The sequence below is a fragment of the Algibacter luteus genome (genome assembly GCF_900141715.1).
Classification (GTDB): domain Bacteria; phylum Bacteroidota; class Bacteroidia; order Flavobacteriales; family Flavobacteriaceae; genus Arenitalea; species Arenitalea lutea.
The window spans coordinates 280,211-300,811 of the sequence record NZ_FQYK01000004.1 but is presented as its reverse complement, the minus strand read 5'-3'; the positions used below and the strand labels follow the sequence as shown (position 1 = coordinate 300,811).

The 20,601-nt window shown below is 32.5% G+C and carries 22 protein-coding genes and 1 tRNA gene; 16 read left to right on the top strand and 7 right to left on the bottom strand.

Going from position 1 to position 20,601, the window contains the following annotated elements:
* Window positions 1-13 precede the first annotated feature (13 nt).
* The 8 genes from tsaD (at window position 14) to BUA46_RS09775 (ending at window position 6,378) form a co-directional block, all read left to right on the top strand.
* Window positions 14-1,036 carry a tRNA (adenosine(37)-N6)-threonylcarbamoyltransferase complex transferase subunit TsaD gene (tsaD, locus tag BUA46_RS09810; RefSeq protein WP_019386431.1) on the top strand — a complete coding sequence of 341 codons (1,023 nt, stop codon included), beginning with the start codon at window positions 14-16 and terminating at the stop codon, window positions 1,034-1,036.
* Window positions 1,037-1,159: 123 nt separating this feature from the next.
* On the top strand, window positions 1,160-1,798 hold the full coding sequence (locus BUA46_RS09805; RefSeq protein ID WP_019386432.1) for a peptidylprolyl isomerase: 639 nt from the start codon (window positions 1,160-1,162) through the stop codon (window positions 1,796-1,798).
* Window positions 1,798-2,502 (top strand): 16S rRNA (uracil(1498)-N(3))-methyltransferase, encoded by a 705-nt coding sequence (locus BUA46_RS09800; RefSeq protein ID WP_019386433.1) that lies wholly within the window; start codon window positions 1,798-1,800, stop codon window positions 2,500-2,502. The genes BUA46_RS09805 and BUA46_RS09800 overlap by 1 nt, the downstream gene beginning before the upstream one ends.
* Before the next feature lie 6 nt (window positions 2,503-2,508).
* Window positions 2,509-3,150 (top strand): DUF4159 domain-containing protein, encoded by a 642-nt coding sequence (locus BUA46_RS09795; RefSeq protein WP_019386434.1) that lies wholly within the window; start codon window positions 2,509-2,511, stop codon window positions 3,148-3,150.
* A gap of 62 nt (window positions 3,151-3,212) precedes the next feature.
* The gene (locus BUA46_RS09790; protein ID WP_019386435.1) at window positions 3,213-3,713 is read left to right on the top strand and encodes a TrmH family RNA methyltransferase; all 501 of its coding nucleotides are present in this window, start codon (window positions 3,213-3,215) and stop codon (window positions 3,711-3,713) included.
* Window positions 3,714-3,734: 21 nt separating this feature from the next.
* Window positions 3,735-4,823 carry an AI-2E family transporter gene (locus BUA46_RS09785; protein WP_019386436.1) on the top strand — a complete coding sequence of 363 codons (1,089 nt, stop codon included), beginning with the start codon at window positions 3,735-3,737 and terminating at the stop codon, window positions 4,821-4,823.
* Window positions 4,824-4,831: 8 nt separating this feature from the next.
* Window positions 4,832-6,025 carry a THUMP-like domain-containing protein gene (locus tag BUA46_RS09780; protein WP_019386437.1) on the top strand — a complete coding sequence of 398 codons (1,194 nt, stop codon included), beginning with the start codon at window positions 4,832-4,834 and terminating at the stop codon, window positions 6,023-6,025.
* Window positions 6,022-6,378, top strand: a complete 357-nt coding sequence (locus BUA46_RS09775) for a hypothetical protein (RefSeq protein ID WP_019386438.1) — start codon at window positions 6,022-6,024, stop codon at window positions 6,376-6,378. Before BUA46_RS09780 ends, BUA46_RS09775 begins: the two co-directional genes overlap by 4 nt.
* A gap of 46 nt (window positions 6,379-6,424) precedes the next feature.
* Here BUA46_RS09775 and BUA46_RS09770 read toward each other — a convergent pair whose 3' ends face one another.
* From BUA46_RS09770 to BUA46_RS09760, 3 genes are read right to left on the bottom strand one after another with little or no spacing between them, the layout of a single operon-like run.
* A complete protein-coding gene (locus BUA46_RS09770) occupies window positions 6,425-7,399 on the bottom strand; it encodes an MlaD family protein (RefSeq protein ID WP_019386439.1) in 975 nt (324 codons plus the stop codon).
* A gap of 11 nt (window positions 7,400-7,410) precedes the next feature.
* Complete coding sequence (locus BUA46_RS09765; protein ID WP_019386440.1) at window positions 7,411-8,190, bottom strand: ABC transporter ATP-binding protein; 780 nt, start codon at window positions 8,188-8,190, stop codon at window positions 7,411-7,413.
* A gap of 2 nt (window positions 8,191-8,192) precedes the next feature.
* Window positions 8,193-8,963 carry an MlaE family ABC transporter permease gene (locus BUA46_RS09760; RefSeq protein ID WP_019386441.1) on the bottom strand — a complete coding sequence of 257 codons (771 nt, stop codon included), beginning with the start codon at window positions 8,961-8,963 and terminating at the stop codon, window positions 8,193-8,195.
* A gap of 317 nt (window positions 8,964-9,280) precedes the next feature.
* Between BUA46_RS09760 and BUA46_RS09755 the strand changes: the two genes are divergently transcribed.
* Entirely contained in the window at window positions 9,281-9,880 is a 600-nt protein-coding gene (locus BUA46_RS09755) for a hypothetical protein (protein ID WP_143148109.1), read from the top strand.
* A gap of 67 nt (window positions 9,881-9,947) precedes the next feature.
* On the opposite strand, the gene BUA46_RS09750 is transcribed toward BUA46_RS09755, so the two are convergent.
* Both BUA46_RS09750 and BUA46_RS09745 read right to left on the bottom strand, forming a co-directional pair.
* The gene (locus BUA46_RS09750) at window positions 9,948-11,651 is read right to left on the bottom strand and encodes an ABC1 kinase family protein (protein WP_019386443.1); all 1,704 of its coding nucleotides are present in this window, start codon (window positions 11,649-11,651) and stop codon (window positions 9,948-9,950) included.
* A 1-nt stretch (window position 11,652) separates the two neighbouring features.
* On the bottom strand, window positions 11,653-12,024 hold the full coding sequence (locus BUA46_RS09745) for a hypothetical protein (RefSeq protein ID WP_019386444.1): 372 nt from the start codon (window positions 12,022-12,024) through the stop codon (window positions 11,653-11,655).
* A gap of 128 nt (window positions 12,025-12,152) precedes the next feature.
* Between BUA46_RS09745 and BUA46_RS09740 the strand changes: the two genes are divergently transcribed.
* The 6 genes from BUA46_RS09740 to dgoD all read left to right on the top strand — a co-directional run bounded on the left by BUA46_RS09740 (window position 12,153) and on the right by dgoD (window position 17,370).
* A complete protein-coding gene (locus BUA46_RS09740; protein ID WP_162129525.1) occupies window positions 12,153-12,560 on the top strand; it encodes a CBS domain-containing protein in 408 nt (135 codons plus the stop codon).
* Window positions 12,561-12,664: 104 nt separating this feature from the next.
* Window positions 12,665-13,603: a L,D-transpeptidase gene (locus BUA46_RS09735; RefSeq protein ID WP_019386446.1), complete on the top strand. Its 939-nt coding sequence runs from the start codon at window positions 12,665-12,667 to the stop codon at window positions 13,601-13,603.
* Between the two features lie 242 nt (window positions 13,604-13,845).
* The gene (locus BUA46_RS09730; protein WP_202801135.1) at window positions 13,846-14,574 is read left to right on the top strand and encodes a FadR/GntR family transcriptional regulator; all 729 of its coding nucleotides are present in this window, start codon (window positions 13,846-13,848) and stop codon (window positions 14,572-14,574) included.
* Window positions 14,571-15,578 (top strand): sugar kinase, encoded by a 1,008-nt coding sequence (locus BUA46_RS09725; RefSeq protein ID WP_026009921.1) that lies wholly within the window; start codon window positions 14,571-14,573, stop codon window positions 15,576-15,578. Before BUA46_RS09730 ends, BUA46_RS09725 begins: the two co-directional genes overlap by 4 nt.
* On the top strand, window positions 15,575-16,225 hold the full coding sequence (locus tag BUA46_RS09720; protein ID WP_019386449.1) for a bifunctional 4-hydroxy-2-oxoglutarate aldolase/2-dehydro-3-deoxy-phosphogluconate aldolase: 651 nt from the start codon (window positions 15,575-15,577) through the stop codon (window positions 16,223-16,225). Before BUA46_RS09725 ends, BUA46_RS09720 begins: the two co-directional genes overlap by 4 nt.
* On the top strand, window positions 16,213-17,370 hold the full coding sequence (gene dgoD / locus BUA46_RS09715) for a galactonate dehydratase (RefSeq protein WP_019386450.1): 1,158 nt from the start codon (window positions 16,213-16,215) through the stop codon (window positions 17,368-17,370). The genes BUA46_RS09720 and dgoD overlap by 13 nt, the downstream gene beginning before the upstream one ends.
* Before the next feature lie 268 nt (window positions 17,371-17,638).
* On the opposite strand, the gene BUA46_RS09710 is transcribed toward dgoD, so the two are convergent.
* Window positions 17,639-17,712: transfer RNA gene (locus BUA46_RS09710), tRNA-Arg, on the bottom strand.
* 79 nt (window positions 17,713-17,791) lie between these two features.
* Window positions 17,792-19,441 carry a solute:sodium symporter family transporter gene (locus tag BUA46_RS09705; RefSeq protein ID WP_019386451.1) on the bottom strand — a complete coding sequence of 550 codons (1,650 nt, stop codon included), beginning with the start codon at window positions 19,439-19,441 and terminating at the stop codon, window positions 17,792-17,794.
* 273 nt (window positions 19,442-19,714) lie between these two features.
* Here BUA46_RS09705 and BUA46_RS09700 point away from each other — a divergent pair, with 273 nt between their 5' ends.
* Window positions 19,715-20,599 (top strand): aldose 1-epimerase, encoded by an 885-nt coding sequence (locus tag BUA46_RS09700; RefSeq protein WP_019386452.1) that lies wholly within the window; start codon window positions 19,715-19,717, stop codon window positions 20,597-20,599.
* Window positions 20,600-20,601: the final 2 nt, after the last annotated feature.

Here is a 20,601-nt window from a genome sequence, read left to right as displayed (position 1 = left end):
CTAATTTTTATTAATGTCTTCACAAAATATTTATATTCTTGGAATAGAGTCTTCTTGCGATGATACAGCGGCCTCTGTAATACATAACGGTCGTATTTTAAGCAATGTTGTTGCGAGCCAAAAAATACACGAGGAATACGGTGGTGTGGTACCAGAATTGGCTTCAAGAGCGCATCAGCAGAACATTATTCCGGTAGTTCATCAAGCCATAAAAAAGGCGGGTATTTCTAAAAATCAGCTCAGTGCTGTGGCTTTTACTAAAGGTCCAGGACTTATGGGGAGTTTATTAGTGGGAACCTCGTTTGCTAAATCGTTGTCCTACGGTTTAAATATTCCATTAATTGATGTGAACCACATGCAAGGGCATATTTTAGCGCATTTTATAGATGAAGATGGCTTTGATAAACCGCCATTTCCTTTTTTAGCCATGACCATTTCTGGTGGACATACTCAGATTGTTAGAGTTGATGATTATTTCGATATGAAAGTTATTGGCGAAACCATTGACGATGCTGTGGGTGAAGCTTACGATAAAAGTGGAAAAATATTAGGCTTAGGCTATCCTGCTGGTCCTGAAATTGATAAACGTGCGCAATTAGGAAACCCTAAAGCGTTTAAATTCACCAAGCCAAAGGTTGATGGTCTCAATTTTAGCTTTTCTGGTTTAAAAACGGCTATCCTTTATTTTGTTCAAAGAGAAACCAAGGCGAATCCAAATTTTGTTGAAGAACATTTGAATGATATTTGTGCTTCCATTCAATACACCATTATTGGGATTTTGATTGACAAATTAAAACTTGCTACCAAGCAAACGGGAATAAAACATATTGCTATTGGCGGCGGCGTTTCTGCAAATTCTGGCATTAGGAAAGCATTAAAAGACGGAGAACAAAAATTTGGCTGGACTACCTATATTCCTAAGTTTGAGTTTACTACCGATAATGCGGCTATGATTGCTATTGTTGGTTACTTAAAATTTCTTGAAGGTGATTTTGCAAACCAAGATGTTTCAGCTTCTGCCCGATTGAAGATTTAAATTTTTTAATTCACTTCAGTGTTTCGAAAGTTATAAACAATGCCTTCTTAAAAACTTCTTTTTTCTTTTAGCATATCGCTCAGTATTCCTTTTAAATTTGAATTTGAATTCAAAAAAAGCCACATGTTACAAAAATTACTTTCTTTATTTTTTATTTGTTTTTCTATCATTCTAACAGCTCAAACCTCGGTTGAGGAAGAATTAAAAGTTTTGGAATCGCCAGAACAGGTTAAATCTTATCTAGAAACTAAAGCGTCTAAAAAGAATAAAATTATAGTTTTTAATGAAGAAAAACATAAAACCATTTTAGCAAAAGAGCTCTTTAAGCAAAATATAGGCGGGACAAAAATAAATGAAAATGAGTTTGAGAAAACCTATTTCAAAGTCATTAATAAAACAGAAAAAACTTATCACAGAGTCGCTTACATTTATTTAGATGGTGCGGAATATAGTCTTGACGAACTTAATGATTTGAGAGATAAAATTATCGCGCAATACCATAACGGTGCCCCATTTGATTTTTTAGCGAAACAATATTCTATGGATGGTAATGCTAAAAAAGGTGGTGATTTAGGATGGTTTTTAGAAGGTGAAATGCATCCTGATTTTGAAGTTGCTATTTTTAATACCGATTACAATGTCAATGATATTTTTACAGTAGATATTCCTTCTGAAAATTGGTATTATGTGGTGCTGAAAACCCACGACCCAAAAGATATTTCAGAAATTGAAGTTTTGAAAATTGTTGAATCTAAAATATAATGCAACTTTTTTATAGCCCAGAAATTGACGAAAATACCACGCAGTTTACTTTTGCTAAAGAGGAAAGTAAACACATCGTGAAAGTCTTGCGTAAAAATATGGGTGACACTGTTTTTATAACAAATGGCCTTGGTTGGTTGTTTACTGCAGAAGTTTCTGTGCCAAACATTAATAAATGTAGCGTTCAAATCATAAAAAAAGAGTTACAACCCCAACGAGACTATCAATTGCATTTGGCTGTGGCGCCTACAAAAATGAACGACCGCTATGAATGGTTTTTAGAAAAAGCTACTGAAATTGGTATAGATAGTATAACGCCCATTATTTGCGAGCATAGCGAACGCAAAGTTGTTAAAACAGACCGTTTTGAACGTATTTTGCAATCGGCCATGAAACAGTCTTTAAATTGCTATTTACCAAAACTTAATGCTGCGATAGCTCTTCAGGATTTTTTGAATGAAGATTTAAAAGGTGATTTATTTATCGCGCATTGCGAGGAAACCGATAAAAAATCTTTAAAACAAGAATTAAAACCTAAAACCAACGTTACTATTTTAATTGGTCCCGAAGGTGATTTTTCAACAAAAGAAATCGAACTAGCCATAAATAAAGGATTTAAACCAGTAACTTTGGGAGAAACAAGATTGCGAACAGAAACGGCGGCTATTGTAGCGTGTCATTCTGTTGCTTTTACCAATGAATAAGTTTTTATGAAAATATTTTTGTCCATAATCTTATCCCTTAGCTTCTATTTAGGAACGAGTCAAGAAATAGCTGTACTCAAGTATAAAGGTGGTGGCGATTGGTATAGCAACCCAACGGCATTACCAAACCTGATTCAATTTTGTAATGAAAATATCAACACAAAAATGATTACTAAACCCCAAACTGTTGAAGTTGGGAGTACAGACATTTTTCAGTTTCCTTTCTTGCATATGACGGGACATGGCAATGTGTTTTTTAGTGAAGCCGATGCTGAAAATTTACGTAACTACCTGGTTTCTGGTGGATTTTTGCATATTGATGATAATTATGGCATGGAACCTTACATCACTAAAGAGTTAAAAAAAGTGTTTCCTGATAAGGATTTGGTTGAATTACCTAGTAGTCATCCTATTTTTAAATCTGCTTACAACTTCCCTAACGGCTTACCTAAAATACATGAACATGATGGGAAACGTCCACAAGCTTTTGGGATATTTCATGAAGAGCGTTTGGTTTTATTATTTACATATGAAAGTGATTTGGGCGACGGATGGGAAGATCCAGAAGTACACAACGATCCGGCTGATGTTAGAGACAAGGCCCTAAAAATGGGTGCCAATATTGTTAAATATGCTTTTGAAAATTAAGTTGCCACGAATTCATGAATCTTTTTCACTGAATACTGCGACTGAGAACTGAGACCAAAAAAATGCAACTTACCCACTACAATACGAATTTTAAACAAAGAACATTTCCAATAACGCTTGTTTGCGAAAATGTGACTAATGCTCCAAATATTGGGAGCTTATTTAGAATTGCTGATGCTTTTGGAATTGAAAAGTTGATACTTTGTGGTGAGAACATCCAGTTGGGAAGAAAAATGGCTAAAACATCTAGAGCTACCGAGAAAGTTGTGAATTATGACATTCAAAAAGACGCTTCAGAAGTCATAGAAGAATTAAAAAAGAAAGACTTTCAAATCATTGCGTTAGAAATTACGAGCCAAAGTCAACCAATCCATACCTTTCAGTTCACTTCACAAAAACCCATGGTATTGGTTATAGGAGACGAGAATTTTGGAGTTTCAGAAGCTGTTTTGAGTTTATCTGATTATATCATTCATATCGATATGTTTGGAAATAATAGCAGCATGAATGTGGTACAAGCCACCAACATTGCATTATATGAAATGACAAAGCAACTTTTATAAACAGTTTTATATATTTACTATATGAATTCAAACACTATTTCAAACGGTATTTTAAGAGCTGTGGGTATTATAATTGGTATTGTACTACTACTCTATTTTCTATACCAAATTCAATCTGTAATTGGTTATATCGCCATTGCTTCTGTGATTTCTTTAATAGGCAGACCCATCGTATTGTTTTTAGAGCGTAAGTTGAAATTTAAAAATACCATTGCCGTAATAGTTGCTATGGTCTTGCTTTTAGGAATCTTTATAAGTTTAGTGGCGCTCTTTATACCTTTAATTATCAAGCAAGGTCAAAACTTATCGTTGTTAAATATTGAAGAACTTCAAGGTAATATCGAAAACTTATACAGTGAAATCATAAGATATTTTGACATACACCAAATAGATGTTGAGCAGTCTTTAAAGCAATCCAATTTACTTTCAAAAATAGACTTCTCTTTAATTCCGAATTTTTTAAACTCGGTAGTTAGCGGTTTAGGAAGTTTCAGCGTTGGGTTATTTTCTGTGTTATTTATCTCGTTTTTCTTTTTGAAAGATAGCAGGTTGTTTGAAAATGGGATCCTCACGTTTATCCCTGATAACAAAGAATCGCGCTGGAAAACCTCTTCAACTAAAATAAAAGATTTACTCTCACGATACTTTGTTGGACTTATTTTTCAAATTTTAATCATTTTTGTAATCTACACCATTGGTTTGTTAATCATAGGCGTGGAAAATGCCGTTGTTATCGCTTTTTTATGTGCCCTATTAAACCTTATTCCTTATGTTGGACCATTGGTAGGTGCATTTTTAATGCTTACACTTACCATGACCAGCAACCTTGGGGAATCGTTTAGCGATGTTATTTTACCTAAAACATTCTGGGTATTTATCGTTTTTATGGTTGGGCAATTGTTTGATAATTTTATCAGTCAGCCGAAAATATTCTCAACTGCAACAAAAGCACATCCGTTAGAAATATTCCTAGTTATTTTAATCACTGGTATTTTATTTGGTGTTATTGGGCTTATAGTTGCAGTACCAGCTTATACCGCAATAAAAGTGATTCTTAAGGCCTTTTTATCTGAAAATAAGATTGTTAAGAAATTAACTAAAGACCTTTAATCAATACTTTGAATAAAGAAATATTAAATACTGATGTTCAAGAGTTTATAAATAATAATATTGACACAAACACAGCTTCAATACTATTAAAAGGCACACATTTTAATTCAGTTAATACCAAAGAAATTATTGAGCAAATTGAAGCGAAAGCGAGGTGTAAAAACAAGCTTCCTACATGGTTTCATACTAAAAATATTTACTATCCCAATAAGTTAAATATAGAGCAAACATCATCTGAAATCACAGCCCAATTCAAATCTGAAATGATAGCAGGTGATTCTATAATAGATCTAACTGGTGGATTTGGAGTTGACTGTTTTTACTTTTCGAAACGGTTTAAACATGTTGAACATTGCGAACTTCATGAAGCACTTTCAGATATTGTTGCGTATAATTATAGGCAATTAAATATTCACAACGTCGATACCATTAAAACAAATGGCATTGAATACCTCAAAAACAATTCAAAAGCTTACGATTGGATTTATGTTGATCCTTCTCGACGTCATGAAAGTAAAGGCAAGGTTTTTTTCCTGAATGATTGTCTACCAAATATTCCATTTCATTTAGACTTACTCTTTAAGCGTTCTAAAAACATCCTGATTAAAACGTCTCCACTTCTAGACTTAACTGTTGGTATAAGTGAGTTAAAGGATGTTAATGCCATACATGTTGTTGCTGTAAATAATGAAGTCAAGGAGCTATTATGGGTTCTAGAAGCTAATTATAACGATTCTATAACAGTCCACACGGTAAATATTAAAAAAACCACCAAAGAACATTTTCAATTTTTATTACACGAAGAAACGTCAACAATAATTGATTATAGCGAACCACTCGCCTATTTGTATGAACCTAATGCAGCCATTCTTAAGGCAGGAGCATTTAATCAAGTTGCTAAACAATTAAAGCTTTTTAAGCTTCATAAGCATTCGCATTTATACACTTCACAAGATGACATTGATTTTCCGGGACGCGTTTTTAAGGTTAATCAGGTGATCCCATTTAACAAGAAAGCGATAAAAAAATTAGGCATAAAAAAAGCGAATATTACCACCCGGAACTTCCCAGAAACGGTCAATCAAATTCGTAAAAAACTGAAAATTTCTGATGGTGGTGATGATTATTTGTTTTTTACAACGGATAAGAATGAGCAAAAAATCATGATCATATCCACTAAGCTCAAAAAAACAAATCTATGACCCTAAAAGAATTACCAGGACAATATGCTATTATTGGGAGTAATCAAGATGAAGAATCTAACGAATACAAAGGTGTATTAGAATTGACCTTGGATGAATATAACCGAATTAAGGCCAAATGGCTAATTAACAATACGCAAGAACAATTGGGTCTTGGCTTTTTTAGAGACAACATTCTAGTTATTAATTTTAATTACAAGGATGAAAATAAGGTCTATAAAGGTGTGGTGGTTTACAAATGCATATCAAAAGATTTGTTAGAAGGTTTTTGGTCTGAAAAACATGGTGATCCAAATTATTTAGGTTTGGAACGATGCTTCAGAATAGATACGCTTAAAGAAACAGTCAATTAAAACGAACGTCTATGAAATAACAAAACACTAATAGACTTAATTTTCTTTATCTAATTTTTTTTTGTTGACGTTCTAATTTTCTAAAGTACCCGCGAGTTAAAAAATTGTGTTTAAAGGCCTCCATGTTTTGATTAAACTTATCAGTACCTTCTTTAATATTTTTTATAGTCTGTTCTAGGTTTTCAACAAACTCTTCATCATCAATAAGATAATTAACGGCACCTTTTCCGTTCTTAAAATCAGCAATGGTTTCGTTTAAATTATTAATTACAGTTTTAATGTCATCTGTTGATGTTTCCAAATTAGTTAATACATCTCTAACTTTTTGGGCTTCTAAAGAATCGTTTAGTAACACACCGGCAACACTTTCATTAAAATTTATATCATTGATAATCGCGTTAAGTGATCTCATTGATTTATTAGCTTCAATACTCATAATCCGTAATTGATTTACGGTTTGTTTCAGGTTATTAGACACAATGGTATCATTTATAAGCATTCCAAAAGTGCCTTTACTATCAGCCATAGCATCAGCAATATTCAGTAATTTAGCAGTCAATAAAGCAGCATTTTCATTAGTAACATTTAAAGTGTTGAGCATTTCGCCTGTGCCTATTTTAGTATAGGTATTAATGACATCACCTTCGGCTATAGCGTCTGCTTTTCCTTCTGAAGGAATAATATTTACAATCATATTGCCTACCAAACCATCTGTTCCTATTGTTGCAATGGCGTTTTTCTTAATATGCTGCACCATCTTTTCTTCGATAACCATGTTCACATTAATCGTGGAATCGTTTATCATAGAAATGGCTTTTACGGTTCCTATGTTAATCCCCGAATAGCGCACGTTGTTACCTTGCATTAATCCGTTTACGTTATTGAAATTTGCACTTATTGTGAATGTTTTTGCAAACATATTTTGACGATTGCCAATAAAATAAACAGCTAATACAAAAAGTATTAATCCGATGATCACAAAAATGCCTAATTTGAGTTTTTCATTATTTGTTTTTCTCATGACTGTGTTATTTATTTAAAAAACGCTTTTACTTTTTCATCGTTTGAATTTTTTAATGTTTCAAAAGTACCTTCAGCATAATTAATACCATCTACTAGTAAAACCATACGTTCTGATACCACGCGAGCACAATCTACATCATGGGTTATAATTAGTGACGATGTTTTATATTCTCGTTGAATTCTTCGCATTAGTTCGATGATTTCTTTCGCGGTTATAGGATCTAAACCACTTGTAGGTTCGTCGTATAAAATTATTTTAGGCTTTAAAATTAATGTTCTAGCTAAAGCTACGCGCCTTTGCATTCCCCCAGAAAGTTCAGCGGGCATTAAGTCTATGGCATCAACCAATCCTACACTTTCGAGGGCTTCTATTACCAACGGTGTTTTTTCTTTTACAATGCCAAATTTGTGTTTATGTCGTCTTAAAGGAAATTCTAAATTCTCTCTTACGGTCATGGAATCATACAAAGCACTACCTTGAAACAAAAAGCCTATTTCAGTTCGCAATTCATTTAAATCATGTTCATTTAGGGTGTTTATATCGTTTCCCATAACCTTAATACTACCAGAATCTGCTTGCATCAATCCTACCAAACACTTGATCATTACAGATTTTCCTGAACCTGATTTTCCCATAATAACCAAGTTTTCACCCTCAAAAAGCTGAAGATTAAAACCGTTTAAAACATGATTATTCCCAAACGATTTTCTTAAATCTTTGATTTCAAGAATGGGCTTTCTAATGCGCGTTGATTCTTTAATTTCTTGTATGTTTTGGGCTTCGTTCATCTTTAAATTTCGAAAAATATATCGGTTATAAATACAGCAACAAAGTCAATTATAAATAATAACATGGATGAAAACACGACTGCCGAATTTGCTGCTAACCCCACACCTACAGTACCTTTTTTACAGTTATAACCTTTAAAACAACCTACTAAACCAATTGCGAATCCGAAAAAAAAGGTTTTAATAGTTGCTGGAATAATATCTCCAAACTCTATGGCATTAAATACTTTGTTAAAATACAACTGAAAAGAAACTTCACCTTTTAAGTTTTCTACAATGTAGGAACCATATAAGGCAATAGCATCGCCATAAATCACTAACAACGGCAGCATTAAAGTCGTTGCCAAAATTCTTGTAACAACTAAAAATTTAAATGGGTTTGTACCCGAAACCTCCATGGCATCAATTTGTTCGGTGACGCGCATAGAACCTAATTCGGCTCCAATTCCCGAGGCGATACGTCCGGCAAATGTTAAAGCAATAATTACAGGTCCTATTTCTCTAATAATAGAAATGCTTACCATAGACGGCATCCATGACTCTGCACCAAATTCTTCTAATGTTGGTCGCGTTTGTAAGGTTATAACCAAGCCAATAATAAAACCAGTAATACCAACTAATAAAAAAGATTTATTACCTATACTGTAGCAGAGTTTCAACAACTCATTAAACTCAAAAGGTTTTTTGAAAAGTTCTTTAAAAAACCTTCTAGCGAAGTATGTGAGTTCACCAATTTCTATGAAGAATGATTCTATTTGGATTGATTTCAGCATAAAAAAGGTTTTCAAATATTTAAAGTTATAATAACATTACTTCATATTAAATGACCAAAATCATGTAGTTACTGATGCATATCATTGTAAAAATCGATTGATTAGGTTATGCTAATATTTCGTATTGATTTTATAAGCACAGGAAACAAATTTTTACTTAAAAGTGAAACTATAAAAATCAAACCATCAATTATACCCAATTAATCATAGAGTTATATGCACTTTTTAAATCCTATAAAAGGTATCAAAACTGATTATTATCATTGCTTAAAATGAATTTAATTTAGATATTTAAAAACAACATAAATCTTATGGCCATGAAAAACAAGGAGATACATTTTGTAGATAAAGTTATTGATGCCCTTAGAAAATCGGCTACTGAGCTTGAGGAGTTTCAAGTAAAAGCAGCTTTAGGAAAAGCTGAAGCGCAAGATAAATATGAAGATGTTAAAAAACAATTTAATCAATTTATTCATGACAGCGAATTCCAGGTTAAAGGGATTAAGGAAAAAATAGAAGAACTTCACACTAAATTTGATGAACTTAGAGTGCAACTAGCTTTGGGTAAAGCTGAAACGATTGACGTATTTAAAAAGCAAAAAAAGAAATTACTTGCTACGTTACATGATATTGAAGTTAAAATTAAAACGAATGAGACTTTAAATAGAATGTATGCACTTACGCTAATTGAAATTGAACAATTCAAAATTCAGTTAGAAATTTTAGAACAAAAATTCAAAAAAGAGAAGCCTGAAGCCAAAGCATCGTTTGAAAAAGGAAAAAAGGAGTTTAATTCCTTTATAGATAAGTTTCGAGGCAAGTATCAAAAGAAAAAAGAAGAGACTAAACTAGAACATTTTCAAAACGAAATTTCAGAAGCTTTTGATCATTTCAAAAAAGCGTTTTCTAAACCTTAAATTATTAATTTTATTAAAAAGGATGCACAATTAGAATTGTGCATTTTTTATTTTATAAGCACATCATTTAATAATCATAATCCCCTTTTCTAATATTTGATAGCATACCAAACCCTAGAATTATTGCTAATGTAAAACTTGAAATGCCCAACAAAGAAATACCTTTCCAAAGCGGCTGAATTTCAAATATGATGAATAATGATGCACCGACAATTAGAGCAACCATTATAAATGCTGTAATTAATTGTTTTGTTATGCGTTGAAGCGTATGTACCATAGGGTCGATGCCTTTATGTGTTAAGTCTACTTTTATTTGACCCGAGTTAATTTTACGAATGGCATTTTTTAAATCTTGAGGAAGCTCTTCCATATAATCGGTAAATTCAACTAATGAATTTGCTATTTTTTTACCCATCAATAATGGGTTGTATTTTCTTGTAGCACTTTTTTTAAGGTAAGGTTTAACAATCTCAAATTGTTCTAATTTAGGGTCTAATTTTTCGATAACGCCTTCAATAGTAACTAAGGATCGTGCGAAAAGGAAAAAATGAGTGGGAACCTTTAGGCCATGAGCGATGATGATATCTTTAAGTTCTAATAAAATTGTACTCATTTCATTTTCATGAACATCTCTAACATAATATTTTTCTACAAATTCATTGATATCAAACTCTAATTCTCTTCTATTTGTAATGGGTGCATTATTGGAAAGTTCTTGTAACGCTTTAATTATTTTTTTTACGTCTTTATTGGTAATTGCGATAAATAATTTTCCAAAAATTGAAATGTCTCTAGGAAGCATACTTCCCATCATACCAAAATCGAGATAACAAATATGATTATTTGGAAGTACCAATAAATTTCCAGGGTGCGGGTCTGCATGAAAGAACCCGTATTCAAAAATTTGTTTAAAGTAGCTTATTGACAACCTTCTTGCGATAACTGTAGTATCAATAGCTTTAGATTTAAGTTCTTCAATTTTATCTATTTTAATGCCCGAAACAAACTCTAAAGCCAATACTTTTGTTGTTGTAAATTCCGGGTATACTTTTGGTGCTTTTGCAAATTGATCTAAAGAATCATCATTCTTTAAATTATTGTAAAACCTTTGAACGTTAATAGATTCGTGAATAAAATCGAGTTCTTTTAAAATGGAAGCTTCAAAATTGCTAACCAACCCTACTGGATCAAAACTTTTTAAAGAGGGAATTCTTTTTTCCAAAACATTCGCAACGCGATACATCACTTTGATGTCCTCTATAATTACATCATAAATGCCTGCACGTTGTATTTTTAAAGCCACACGCTTTCCGGAATGCAATGTTACTTTATGCACTTGTGCCATGGATGCTGAAGCAAATGGTGTTGGTTCAAACCAAGCAAATAAGTTTTCTACCTTGTCTTTTAATTCCGTTTCAACCACGTTTCTAGCAATACTTTCAGACATTGGTGGTACATTGTCTTGCAATTTTTCTAGCTCAAAAGTCAATTCTAATGGTACTAAATCTGGTCTATTACTTAAGATTTGACCAAATTTTACAAAGGTTGGTCCCAACTCTTCGCAGACTAGTCTCATTTTTGCCCATTTACCGTATTTAGATACACGCTTTTTAGTAGAGTTTGGGATAAATTTTTGAATAAAAGTGTAGTTTTTATTTTCTTCTAAATAATGTACCAAATCATCAAAACCATACTTCATCAGTACTCTAATAATTTGATTATATCTAGAGATAGATTTAAACCGTTTTATAATATCAGTTAAAACACCCATTTTATTTAGCTTCCAATTTGTTGAGTCTAGCTTCTAATAATGCAACTGTTGTGTCTAACTTCTCAATTTTTTCATTTAGCGCTTTAATTTCATCTAAATGAGCTACATTTATTTTTTTATAGAATTTAGCAACCAACTCCTCTATTTTTTCATACAATTCCTCTTTTAGCTCATGGGTTTTAAATATTATTTTATCCATAAACTCCATTTCGTTTCCATTTTCATCTAACTGCGCTTCGGCCATAGATTTATTAATATTTTCTTTACTTTTTTCTGAAAACTCGCTTATTTTATCTAAAAAATGAGTGTCTCTTGCTAAAACGTAAATGCTAGAACTTAGTGTAAGTAATTCCAATATGGTTTTAGTTTTCATAACCTTAGATTTAAGTTATACTAGTATTAAATATATTAACATTCAGCATGATTTTATATGATTTAAATCATGTTAAATAAGGCTTTAATATGATAACTTTAAGTTGTTTAAATTTAAATCCATTAAAAATGAAATCTGATTCAATAGTACATGTAATGACGAAGGATGTGATTTCTGTTACTCCAGAACAAAACCTTTTAGATGTTAAGCATATTTACGAGAAAAAGAAATGGCATCAACACATTCCTGTTTTAAAAAATGAGAAATTAGTTGGTATGGTTAGTTTAGTTGATTTCATGTATAATATTGCCGGAGCAGGAATTAATGACGACCACAAAGTTTATAAAGATTTAAAAGTTAAAGACATCATGACGCAAAAGCCTTTTTATTTAACTACAAAAGCTAACGTTGAGGATGTAGCCAAAGTGTTATCTACGCAACACTATCATGCTGTTCCAATTCTTGAGAATGATAAATTGGTTGGCATTGTTTCTACCGCTGATATTATAAATTATTACCTAAAAAAGGCTGTATAATATTACAAAAGTTACATACGTATTCTGATTGAAAAAAATAATTCAATTTTAGGCTATTGCAATTGTATTTCAATCCACTTTGTAAAATACATCAAAACAATAAAATGAATACAATTAAACTCATATTAAAACTAGCTTTAGTTTTAGCAATACCTATTTTTTTTGTAATAAACATATGTTATCCAAAAAACGATGATTGTTTCGTCATTTCATTTGCCAATAAACGTTTAACCACTAATTCACTTCCTTTAAAAATTCAAATTAAAAAGAATATTATAGTTGACAATTACTTTCCATTTATAGATTCTATCGTAACTAAATACGATTCAATAACCCCTTATAAATTAACAGAACATCTTTTAGTTAGAAATAATTACTGGATCATTGACACACTTCAAAACACCGACTATTACAGAAAGAAAGCAAAAGACTCTTTTGTATATAATCAACGACAAATGATTGCCATACCTTCGGGCTCATTTATTACTATACCAGACTCTTTTAAGGCTACAAAACTTTTAAATGCATTTAAAAATACCACTATAGACATAAATATTCCAGAATTTAAACTTCGCATTTATGAAGATTCGTTAAAGCTTTATGAGTTTCCTATTCGCGTAGGAAGACACGAAAAAAAGTTCTTAGAAATGTCTGGTAGAATGGAAGATTTAAGAACAAAAACAGGAAAAGGAACCATTGTAAAACATATTAAAAATCCGAAATATGTGAATCCAGTAAATAACCATGAATACCTTGTTACGAAAAGGGATGATAATAAAGTAACCAAACTGCCTCTAATTCCCTTTTTGGAAACTGAATTAAATGGATTGAGATACGGACAATTAATACACCCAACAACAAACCCCATTACCTTAGGAAAAGCATATTCTAATGGATGTATAGGCACAAATGAAGCTGATGCTTGGGTGATTTACTATTATGCTCCCATAAATACCAAAATACAAATTAGATATGACTTGCAAGTAATTGATGAAAATAATGAATCCCAAGTTTTAAAAGATATTTACGGATATAGTAAATAATCGATTTTTAAAACGTTCCAATTGACCTTTTATTCCTAAAACTTTAAAAACAAAAAAGCTTCACTGCATTATCTTCCGCTTGGAAATGGGAATTAGCTCTTAAGAAGTAGCGAATTAGGATATGACATTTATATAATAATTTGATAGAATCCCTCCTTTTATATATTCAGCATTAATTAGGTTGACAGATAACATTTATTATATTTGTATGATGTCTGATGTATAATAAATCTATTAAAATTATGTTTACTTCTTTAGGTCAAAACAAATCACTTACCCAGCAGGTGGAGTATGAATTAACCGAAGCTATACGGGCCGGAAAATATCTTCCCGGAAGTAAAATACCTTCAGAAAACGAACTCTGCGAAGTATTCAATGTAAGTAGAACTTCCGTTCGTGAAGCTGTTAAAAAAATGAGTGCACGTGGTATTGTTGATGTAAAAAGAGGCAGCGGTGTATACGTCGCAGAAATAAGTTTAAAAAATGCTTCAGAAAATCTCAATCTGTTTTTTGAGCTATCTTCAGACAAAAATATCATCCTTCAAACTATTAATACTAGACTTATATTAGAACCGACTCTTGCATCACAAGCAGCAATTTACAGAAAAAACAGCCACATAGAATTATTGAAGAATAACATGATTCAAATGAGAAAATGTGCTTTAAAGGATAAGAAAAAAGAGGCTGAATTAGATAACGATTTTCATAGTATTATTCTATCTATTGTCAATAATGACGTATTAGAATTACTATTAAGTCCAATCTTTAATTTAATACCAAAATTTAAGACTGCTGTTTATGTAAAGCCAATGGAGGGGCATCTTCTAAAGGAAAAAAAACTGATGCTAAATCATCATGAAAATATTCTTCAGGGCATTATTGAAAGTAATGGCACTGCGGCTCGTGAAGCTATGCGAAACCACATCCTTGAAACACAAAATAACTATACTAAATCACTACTAAAAAAATGAGTTTCACAACTTTTGGAGAAATCATGATGAGATTAACTCCTAGTAATTATAGTAACAAAATAAATTCTTCCAGTTCCTTTAATGTTGATTATGCTGGTTCAGAATCCAACGTCGCAAGTTCTTTAGGCGTGCTAGGAAACAAGGTAAGTTATATTACTAAACTTCCTGAAAACCAGCTTGGAGACGCGACCATTCGTTCTTTAAGGGCTTATGGAATCGATACTGGCAATATCATCCGAGGAGGACATAGAATGGGCACCTATATTATTGAATTAGGTGCTTCAATTCGACCTTCTAGTGTAATTTATGACCGTAAGTATTCTTCTTTCAGTGAAATTGAGAAAGATGAATTTAACTGGGAGGATATCCTTAATGATAAAAAATGGTTATTTCTGTCTGGCATCACACCTGTGCTCTCAAAACAATGTGCTGAAGAAACGATAAAAGTATCTCAAATCGCTAAACAATTGGGAGTTAAAGTAGCGTTTGATATGAATTACCGAAGATCGCTTTGGAAAGACGCTGCAGACGCGCGTAAAATATTTGATAAGATTTTAGAAAACACCGATTTATTATTTGGTAATGCAGACGTATTAAAAGATGTATACAATCTAAATCCGTCAGGTACAAGTCGTCTAGAAAACACCAAAGAAGCGGCTCAAATGGCGGCTGATAAATTTGGAATTAAACATATTGCTTTTACAATAAGAGAACATTGCTCTGCAAGTGTAAACAAGGTGTCGGGTGTTTTTCTAACTAATTCTAAATATTACAGTTCCAAAACAATTGAGGTGGCTATTACAGACCGATTTGGCACAGGCGATGCTTTTGCTGCAGCTTTTTTACATGGTATTGAACATCAATGGGATGATAAAAAAGTAATCGATTTTGCTACAGCAGCTTTTGCATTAAAACATACCATTCAGGGCGATCAACATACAAGTAGTGAAAGAGAAATTCTTTCCATTATGGAAGGTCATATTAGCGGACACGTATTAAGATGAAAAGAGAAAATATAGTAGCCATTATTAAAAAAGAGCGGGTAATCGCAATTGTTAGAACCGATACACAATTACACATACCAAAACTCATTCAAGATTTGGTAGAAGGCGGTATTAATGTTATAGAAATCACGTCAAATACGCCAGGGTATTTAGAAGAAATAGCCAAAGCTCGAAAAAAATATCCTGATTCTGATATTATTATTGGAGCTGGTACAGTTACCAATGCGAAGATAGCCGATGCAGCAATACAAGCGGGTGCTCAATTTCTTGTAACTCCAAATACCAATACCGAGGTGATAGCATTAGCACATCGCAACAACATCCCTGTAGCCATGGGCGCCCTTACACCAACCGAAATCTGTGTGGCAGCAGAACATGGTGCGGATATTATTAAGTTATTTCCGGCGGGAGACTTAGGTATAAGCTATTTCAAATCAGTAAAAGCTCCGTTAGATACCATCACTTATTTTGTTGTAGGCGGTATAAACCTATCTAATATTGAAGAATGGATTGCAGCAGGAATATCTGGCGTCGGATTAGGAAGTGCCCTCACAAAGGAAGAAAAAACTGCATCTGGCGGTGCCCACAATAAAAATACAATTCAAAAATTTGTTAAAATTATAAAAGAATCGCAATGGAAGAATTAGAAATTACCAAAGTAGAACTGTTTAAAGTTCCACCTAGGTGGTTGTTTGTAAAAATAACAACTAAAGGCGGATTATTTGGATGGGGAGAACCTGTTGTTGAAGGTAAAGCCGACTCGGTTGCAGCCTGTGTTAAAGAACTTGAACAGTATTTAATTGGGAGAACCGCTAATAATATTGAAGACATTTGGCAGGTACTATATCGCGGCGGATTTTATAGAGGCGGTACCATTTTAATGAGTGCCATTTCTGGAATTGATCAAGCGTTATGGGATATAAAAGGTAAACATTTAGGTGTTCCCGTTTTTGAACTTTTAGGAGGTGCGGTACGTCAAAGAATGAAAATGTACTGTTGGATTGGTGGAGACGACCCTAAGGTGGTGATAGAACAAGCACGAGAAAAAATGAATCAAGGCTATCGTGCCGTTAAAATGAATGCTACTGGCCCAATGCGATGGGTGTCTTCTATCAAAGATATTAAAAAGGTAGCTGATAATATGAGGCTACTTAGAGAAGAATTTGGATATGAGTTAGATGTTGGCTTAGATTTTCATGGCAGGGTACATAAACCAATGGTTAAAAGACTTATTGATGAACTTGCACCTTACGACCCTATGTTTATTGAAGAACCTGTTTTAAGTGAAAATAATGATGCATTAAAGCATATTTATTCTTATACCAGTATACCGATTGCAACTGGAGAACGTATGTTATCTAGGTGGGACTTTAAAGACGTTTTACAACAAGGCGTAGTCGATATTATTCAACCAGATTTAAGTCATGCAGGTGGAATCTCTGAAGTGAAACGCATCGCTACTATGGCCGAAGCCTATGATGTTGCACTTGCGCCTCATTGTCCTTTAGGTCCCATTTCTCTTGCTTCTGCACTGCATATAGATTTCTCTTGTGCCAATGCTACAATTCAAGAAAGTAGTTTGGGAATTCATTACAATAAAGGATTTGACCTATTGGATTATGTTAAAAACCCAGAAATATTTGATGTCAAAGATGGTTTTATGGACTTATTTACTCAACCTGGTCTAGGTGTTGAAATAGATGAGGAAATTCTAAAAGAAGGCCAAAAAATTGGTCATAATTGGGCGAATCCAATTTGGAGAAATGATGATGGTACTTTTGCGGAATGGTAATAGGACGAAATAACAATTAACTCTAATAAGTTGTGTTCTTAAATTGATAATGATAAAGTAGGATTTATTAAAAATACAGTCATACAAAAAGATAACAACCTAAAAGATGTAACATATCAGTTGTGAAATAATAGCAGTACAAAGAAAACAAAAAACCACTGTTCGAAATAACTTATGGGGTATTGAATAGAATTCAAAATTTTCAAGTGATTAGATTGTTTAGTAATAAAAAACAAAAAAGCCCCACTTTTTACAGTGAAGCTTTTTGTGAGCCCTGAAGGATTCGAACCTTCGACCGCCTCCTTAGAAGGGAGGTGCTCTATCCAGCTGAGCTAAGAGCCCTCAACGAAAACCATTTTTGATTTCCGGTGTGCAAATATAAAATTAACTATATTTCTAACCAAAAGAAATGTTTATAATTTTAAGCAAAATAAATATAAATTGAAGCTACAGTTAAAACTACAATGGCACCAGCAATTTTAGTATGTTTCCAAGGTTCAATATCAACTTGTTTTGTGTATTCTAATTCGTATGCTGTTTCTCTTGGTTTTATTTTACCTATAATTAGCATGATAATAATATTTAGAATAAATAAAATAGCCATAACATGCAAAAAATGCGGGTAAGCATCAGACTCAATTAATTTTAAAGCTGCCTCATCGGTTACACCAGATAGTTTTGCTTCTTCAAGTGCATTTTTTACAAACTGAGGTTTTAAAATAAACTGACTTAAAATATATAGTAATGATCCAGAAACAACTCCAATTTTAGCGGCTATAGCAGGCACTCTTTTAGTTGTATACCCAACTACTATTATAGTAAAAATTGGAATACTATAGATGCCATTGATTTCTTGTAAATAATTGAATAAACTTCCGGCATTTGCAATTAATGGCGCTATAAACATTGCAGAAATCGCTAATATAATACCGAAAATTTTACCATACTTAACCACGGTTTTTTCATCTGCATCCTTATTGATATGCTGTTTGTATATGTCTATCCCAAACAAAGTTACAGAGCTATTTAACACGCTATTAAACGAGCTTAAAATGGCACCGAATAAAACAGCAGCGAAAAAGCCAACTAAATATTTAGGTAATACAGCACGAACTAACTCAGGATACGCTAAATCACTTGACGACAAACCTCCTTCAAAATAGTGATATGCTATAATTCCAGGTAACACTAAAATTAGTGGCCCTAATATTTTTAAAAACGAAGCTAATAATAAACCTTTTTGTCCTTCAGCTAAATTTTTTGCACCTAAAGCCCTTTGAATAATTTGTTGATTTGTTCCCCAGTAAAATAGTTGAACCAACATCATACCAGTAAAAATGGTGCTAAATGGAACTTCTTGACCAGGCTTACCCATAGATTGAAACTTGTCAGGGTTTGCACTCATAAGTGTGTCTAAACCTGCCCCTAAACTACCGTTACCAATCGCCATAAGTCCGAAAACAGGAATTAAAAGTCCTCCAATAATAAGACCAATAGCATTAATACTATCTGAAACTGCAACAGCTTTTAAACCTCCAAAAACAGCATAAATAGAGCCTATGATGCCTATACCCCAAATACATAACCACAAAGCTTTGGAGTTCGAAATATTAAGCATTTCAGGAATATTAAACATGCCACTAATGGCTACAGAGCCAGAATATAAAATAACTGGAAGTAGAACAACAACATAACCTGTTAAAAACAATCCAGATGTTATTGTTTTTGTAGTGACATCAAAACGTTTAGATAAAAATTGTGGTACCGTGGTTAATCCGCCTTTCAAATATCTAGGCAACAACCAAATAGCTGTTATTACCATAGCGATAGCAGCTAGCGTTTCCCATGCCATAACTGATAGCCCATCGGTATAAGCACTACCATTTAATCCTACTATTTGTTCTGTTGATAAATTTGTAAGAAGTAAAGATCCTGCAATTACGCCAGCGGTTAGACTTCTACCACCAAGAAAATAGCCATCAGACGAATTCTCATCCGTTGTTCTAGTTGCATAGTAAGATATGATGGCAACCATTAACGTGAAGCCAAAGAAAGAAATGATTCCTATCATATTTGTAATTAGTTTAGTTAGTTAGTAAATATAAAGATTTAATTCTTGTAAAAAATTGGTTTATAAATAGTCATTCATAGTTTCAAAAGTTTTACTTTTATCCTATAATTTCGAGCTTTTAATAATTAATTAAAACGCCAATTTGTTCAATAAAAATTACAAGGTTGTTATTAATTCGTGTTTAGATTTTATCGCAATAAATTTAACAACAAACACTTGAGTTAATTTAACATAAAATATTGTATATCAATAATTTAAAATTAATCATGAACTGTGTATAAAATAAACCACAATCAAGACTTAAATATTTTAGAAGTTGAAGATGCCAAGAGCAAACTTTATGCGAAACTTAGCATTAATGATGGAGGTTCGTTGCAAGAACTAATTCTAAACGGAAAGGTAATTATTGAAAATTTAGCACCTTTAACTTATGATGTAACTTACGCTTCTTCTATTTTATTTCCTTTTGCAAATAGAATCAAAGATGGCACTTATAAATATAAAGGTAAACAACATCAATTTGAAATTAATCAAAAAGAAGAAAACAATGCATTACACGGATTGGTTTTTAATAAATCATTTCTAGTAAAAGAAACCAATACATGTGATGATTCTGCTGCTATAGTTTTAGAGTATGATGAAACAGAACTTTCAAAAGGATTTCCATTTACCTTCAACATAAAATTAAAATATGTATTTACTCAAAACACTGTGACTTTACTAGTTTCTGTAATAAATACATCCAGTAAAACATTCCCTTTTACACTCGGGTGGCATCCTTATTTTTTAAGTGACAATTTATTTGAAAGTGATATTAAGTTCGACGCTACTAAAAAATTGGTGTTTGATAATCGAAATATAACCAAGGGATTTGAAGATTACGAATCTGATGGAATTTTTCAAATCAAAAATCAAAGACTTGATGACTGCTGGATTTTAAATTCTAACGAAGTCAAGTTTAATACACCTAAGTATCAATTAACTATAACGTCTTCTTCTGATAATAATTTTTTACAAGTTTATACCCCTCCAAAAGCAAACAATATTGCTATTGAACCAACAACTGGTGTTTCAGATAGCTTTAATAATAAAATTGGTATGCAAACATTAAAACCAAATGAGACTTATGATGTCACATGGAAAGTGATGATTGATTAATA

Excerpts from the sequence above, each read along its gene's own strand:
- BUA46_RS09765 (WP_019386440.1), bottom strand. The coding sequence starts at position 8,190 with ATGAACGAAGCCCAAAACATACAAGAAATTAAAGAATCAACGCGCATT.
- BUA46_RS09740 (WP_162129525.1), top strand. The coding sequence starts at position 12,153 with ATGAAATCTGATTCAATAGTACATGTAATGACGAAGGATGTGATTTCT.
- BUA46_RS09790 (WP_019386435.1), top strand. The coding sequence starts at position 3,213 with ATGCAACTTACCCACTACAATACGAATTTTAAACAAAGAACATTTCCA.
- BUA46_RS09725 (WP_026009921.1), top strand. The coding sequence starts at position 14,571 with ATGAGTTTCACAACTTTTGGAGAAATCATGATGAGATTAACTCCTAGT.
- BUA46_RS09795 (WP_019386434.1), top strand. The coding sequence starts at position 2,509 with ATGAAAATATTTTTGTCCATAATCTTATCCCTTAGCTTCTATTTAGGA.
- BUA46_RS09800 (WP_019386433.1), top strand. The coding sequence starts at position 1,798 with ATGCAACTTTTTTATAGCCCAGAAATTGACGAAAATACCACGCAGTTT.
- BUA46_RS09785 (WP_019386436.1), top strand. The coding sequence starts at position 3,735 with ATGAATTCAAACACTATTTCAAACGGTATTTTAAGAGCTGTGGGTATT.
- tsaD (WP_019386431.1), top strand. The coding sequence starts at position 14 with ATGTCTTCACAAAATATTTATATTCTTGGAATAGAGTCTTCTTGCGAT.
- BUA46_RS09750 (WP_019386443.1), bottom strand. The coding sequence starts at position 11,651 with ATGGGTGTTTTAACTGATATTATAAAACGGTTTAAATCTATCTCTAGA.
- BUA46_RS09760 (WP_019386441.1), bottom strand. The coding sequence starts at position 8,963 with ATGCTGAAATCAATCCAAATAGAATCATTCTTCATAGAAATTGGTGAA.
- BUA46_RS09755 (WP_143148109.1), top strand. The coding sequence starts at position 9,281 with ATGAAAAACAAGGAGATACATTTTGTAGATAAAGTTATTGATGCCCTT.
- BUA46_RS09775 (WP_019386438.1), top strand. The coding sequence starts at position 6,022 with ATGACCCTAAAAGAATTACCAGGACAATATGCTATTATTGGGAGTAAT.
- BUA46_RS09770 (WP_019386439.1), bottom strand. The coding sequence starts at position 7,399 with ATGAGAAAAACAAATAATGAAAAACTCAAATTAGGCATTTTTGTGATC.
- BUA46_RS09745 (WP_019386444.1), bottom strand. The coding sequence starts at position 12,024 with ATGAAAACTAAAACCATATTGGAATTACTTACACTAAGTTCTAGCATT.
- dgoD (WP_019386450.1), top strand. The coding sequence starts at position 16,213 with ATGGAAGAATTAGAAATTACCAAAGTAGAACTGTTTAAAGTTCCACCT.
- BUA46_RS09705 (WP_019386451.1), bottom strand. The coding sequence starts at position 19,441 with ATGATAGGAATCATTTCTTTCTTTGGCTTCACGTTAATGGTTGCCATC.
- BUA46_RS09730 (WP_202801135.1), top strand. The coding sequence starts at position 13,846 with ATGTTTACTTCTTTAGGTCAAAACAAATCACTTACCCAGCAGGTGGAG.
- BUA46_RS09805 (WP_019386432.1), top strand. The coding sequence starts at position 1,160 with ATGTTACAAAAATTACTTTCTTTATTTTTTATTTGTTTTTCTATCATT.
- BUA46_RS09735 (WP_019386446.1), top strand. The coding sequence starts at position 12,665 with ATGAATACAATTAAACTCATATTAAAACTAGCTTTAGTTTTAGCAATA.
- BUA46_RS09720 (WP_019386449.1), top strand. The coding sequence starts at position 15,575 with ATGAAAAGAGAAAATATAGTAGCCATTATTAAAAAAGAGCGGGTAATC.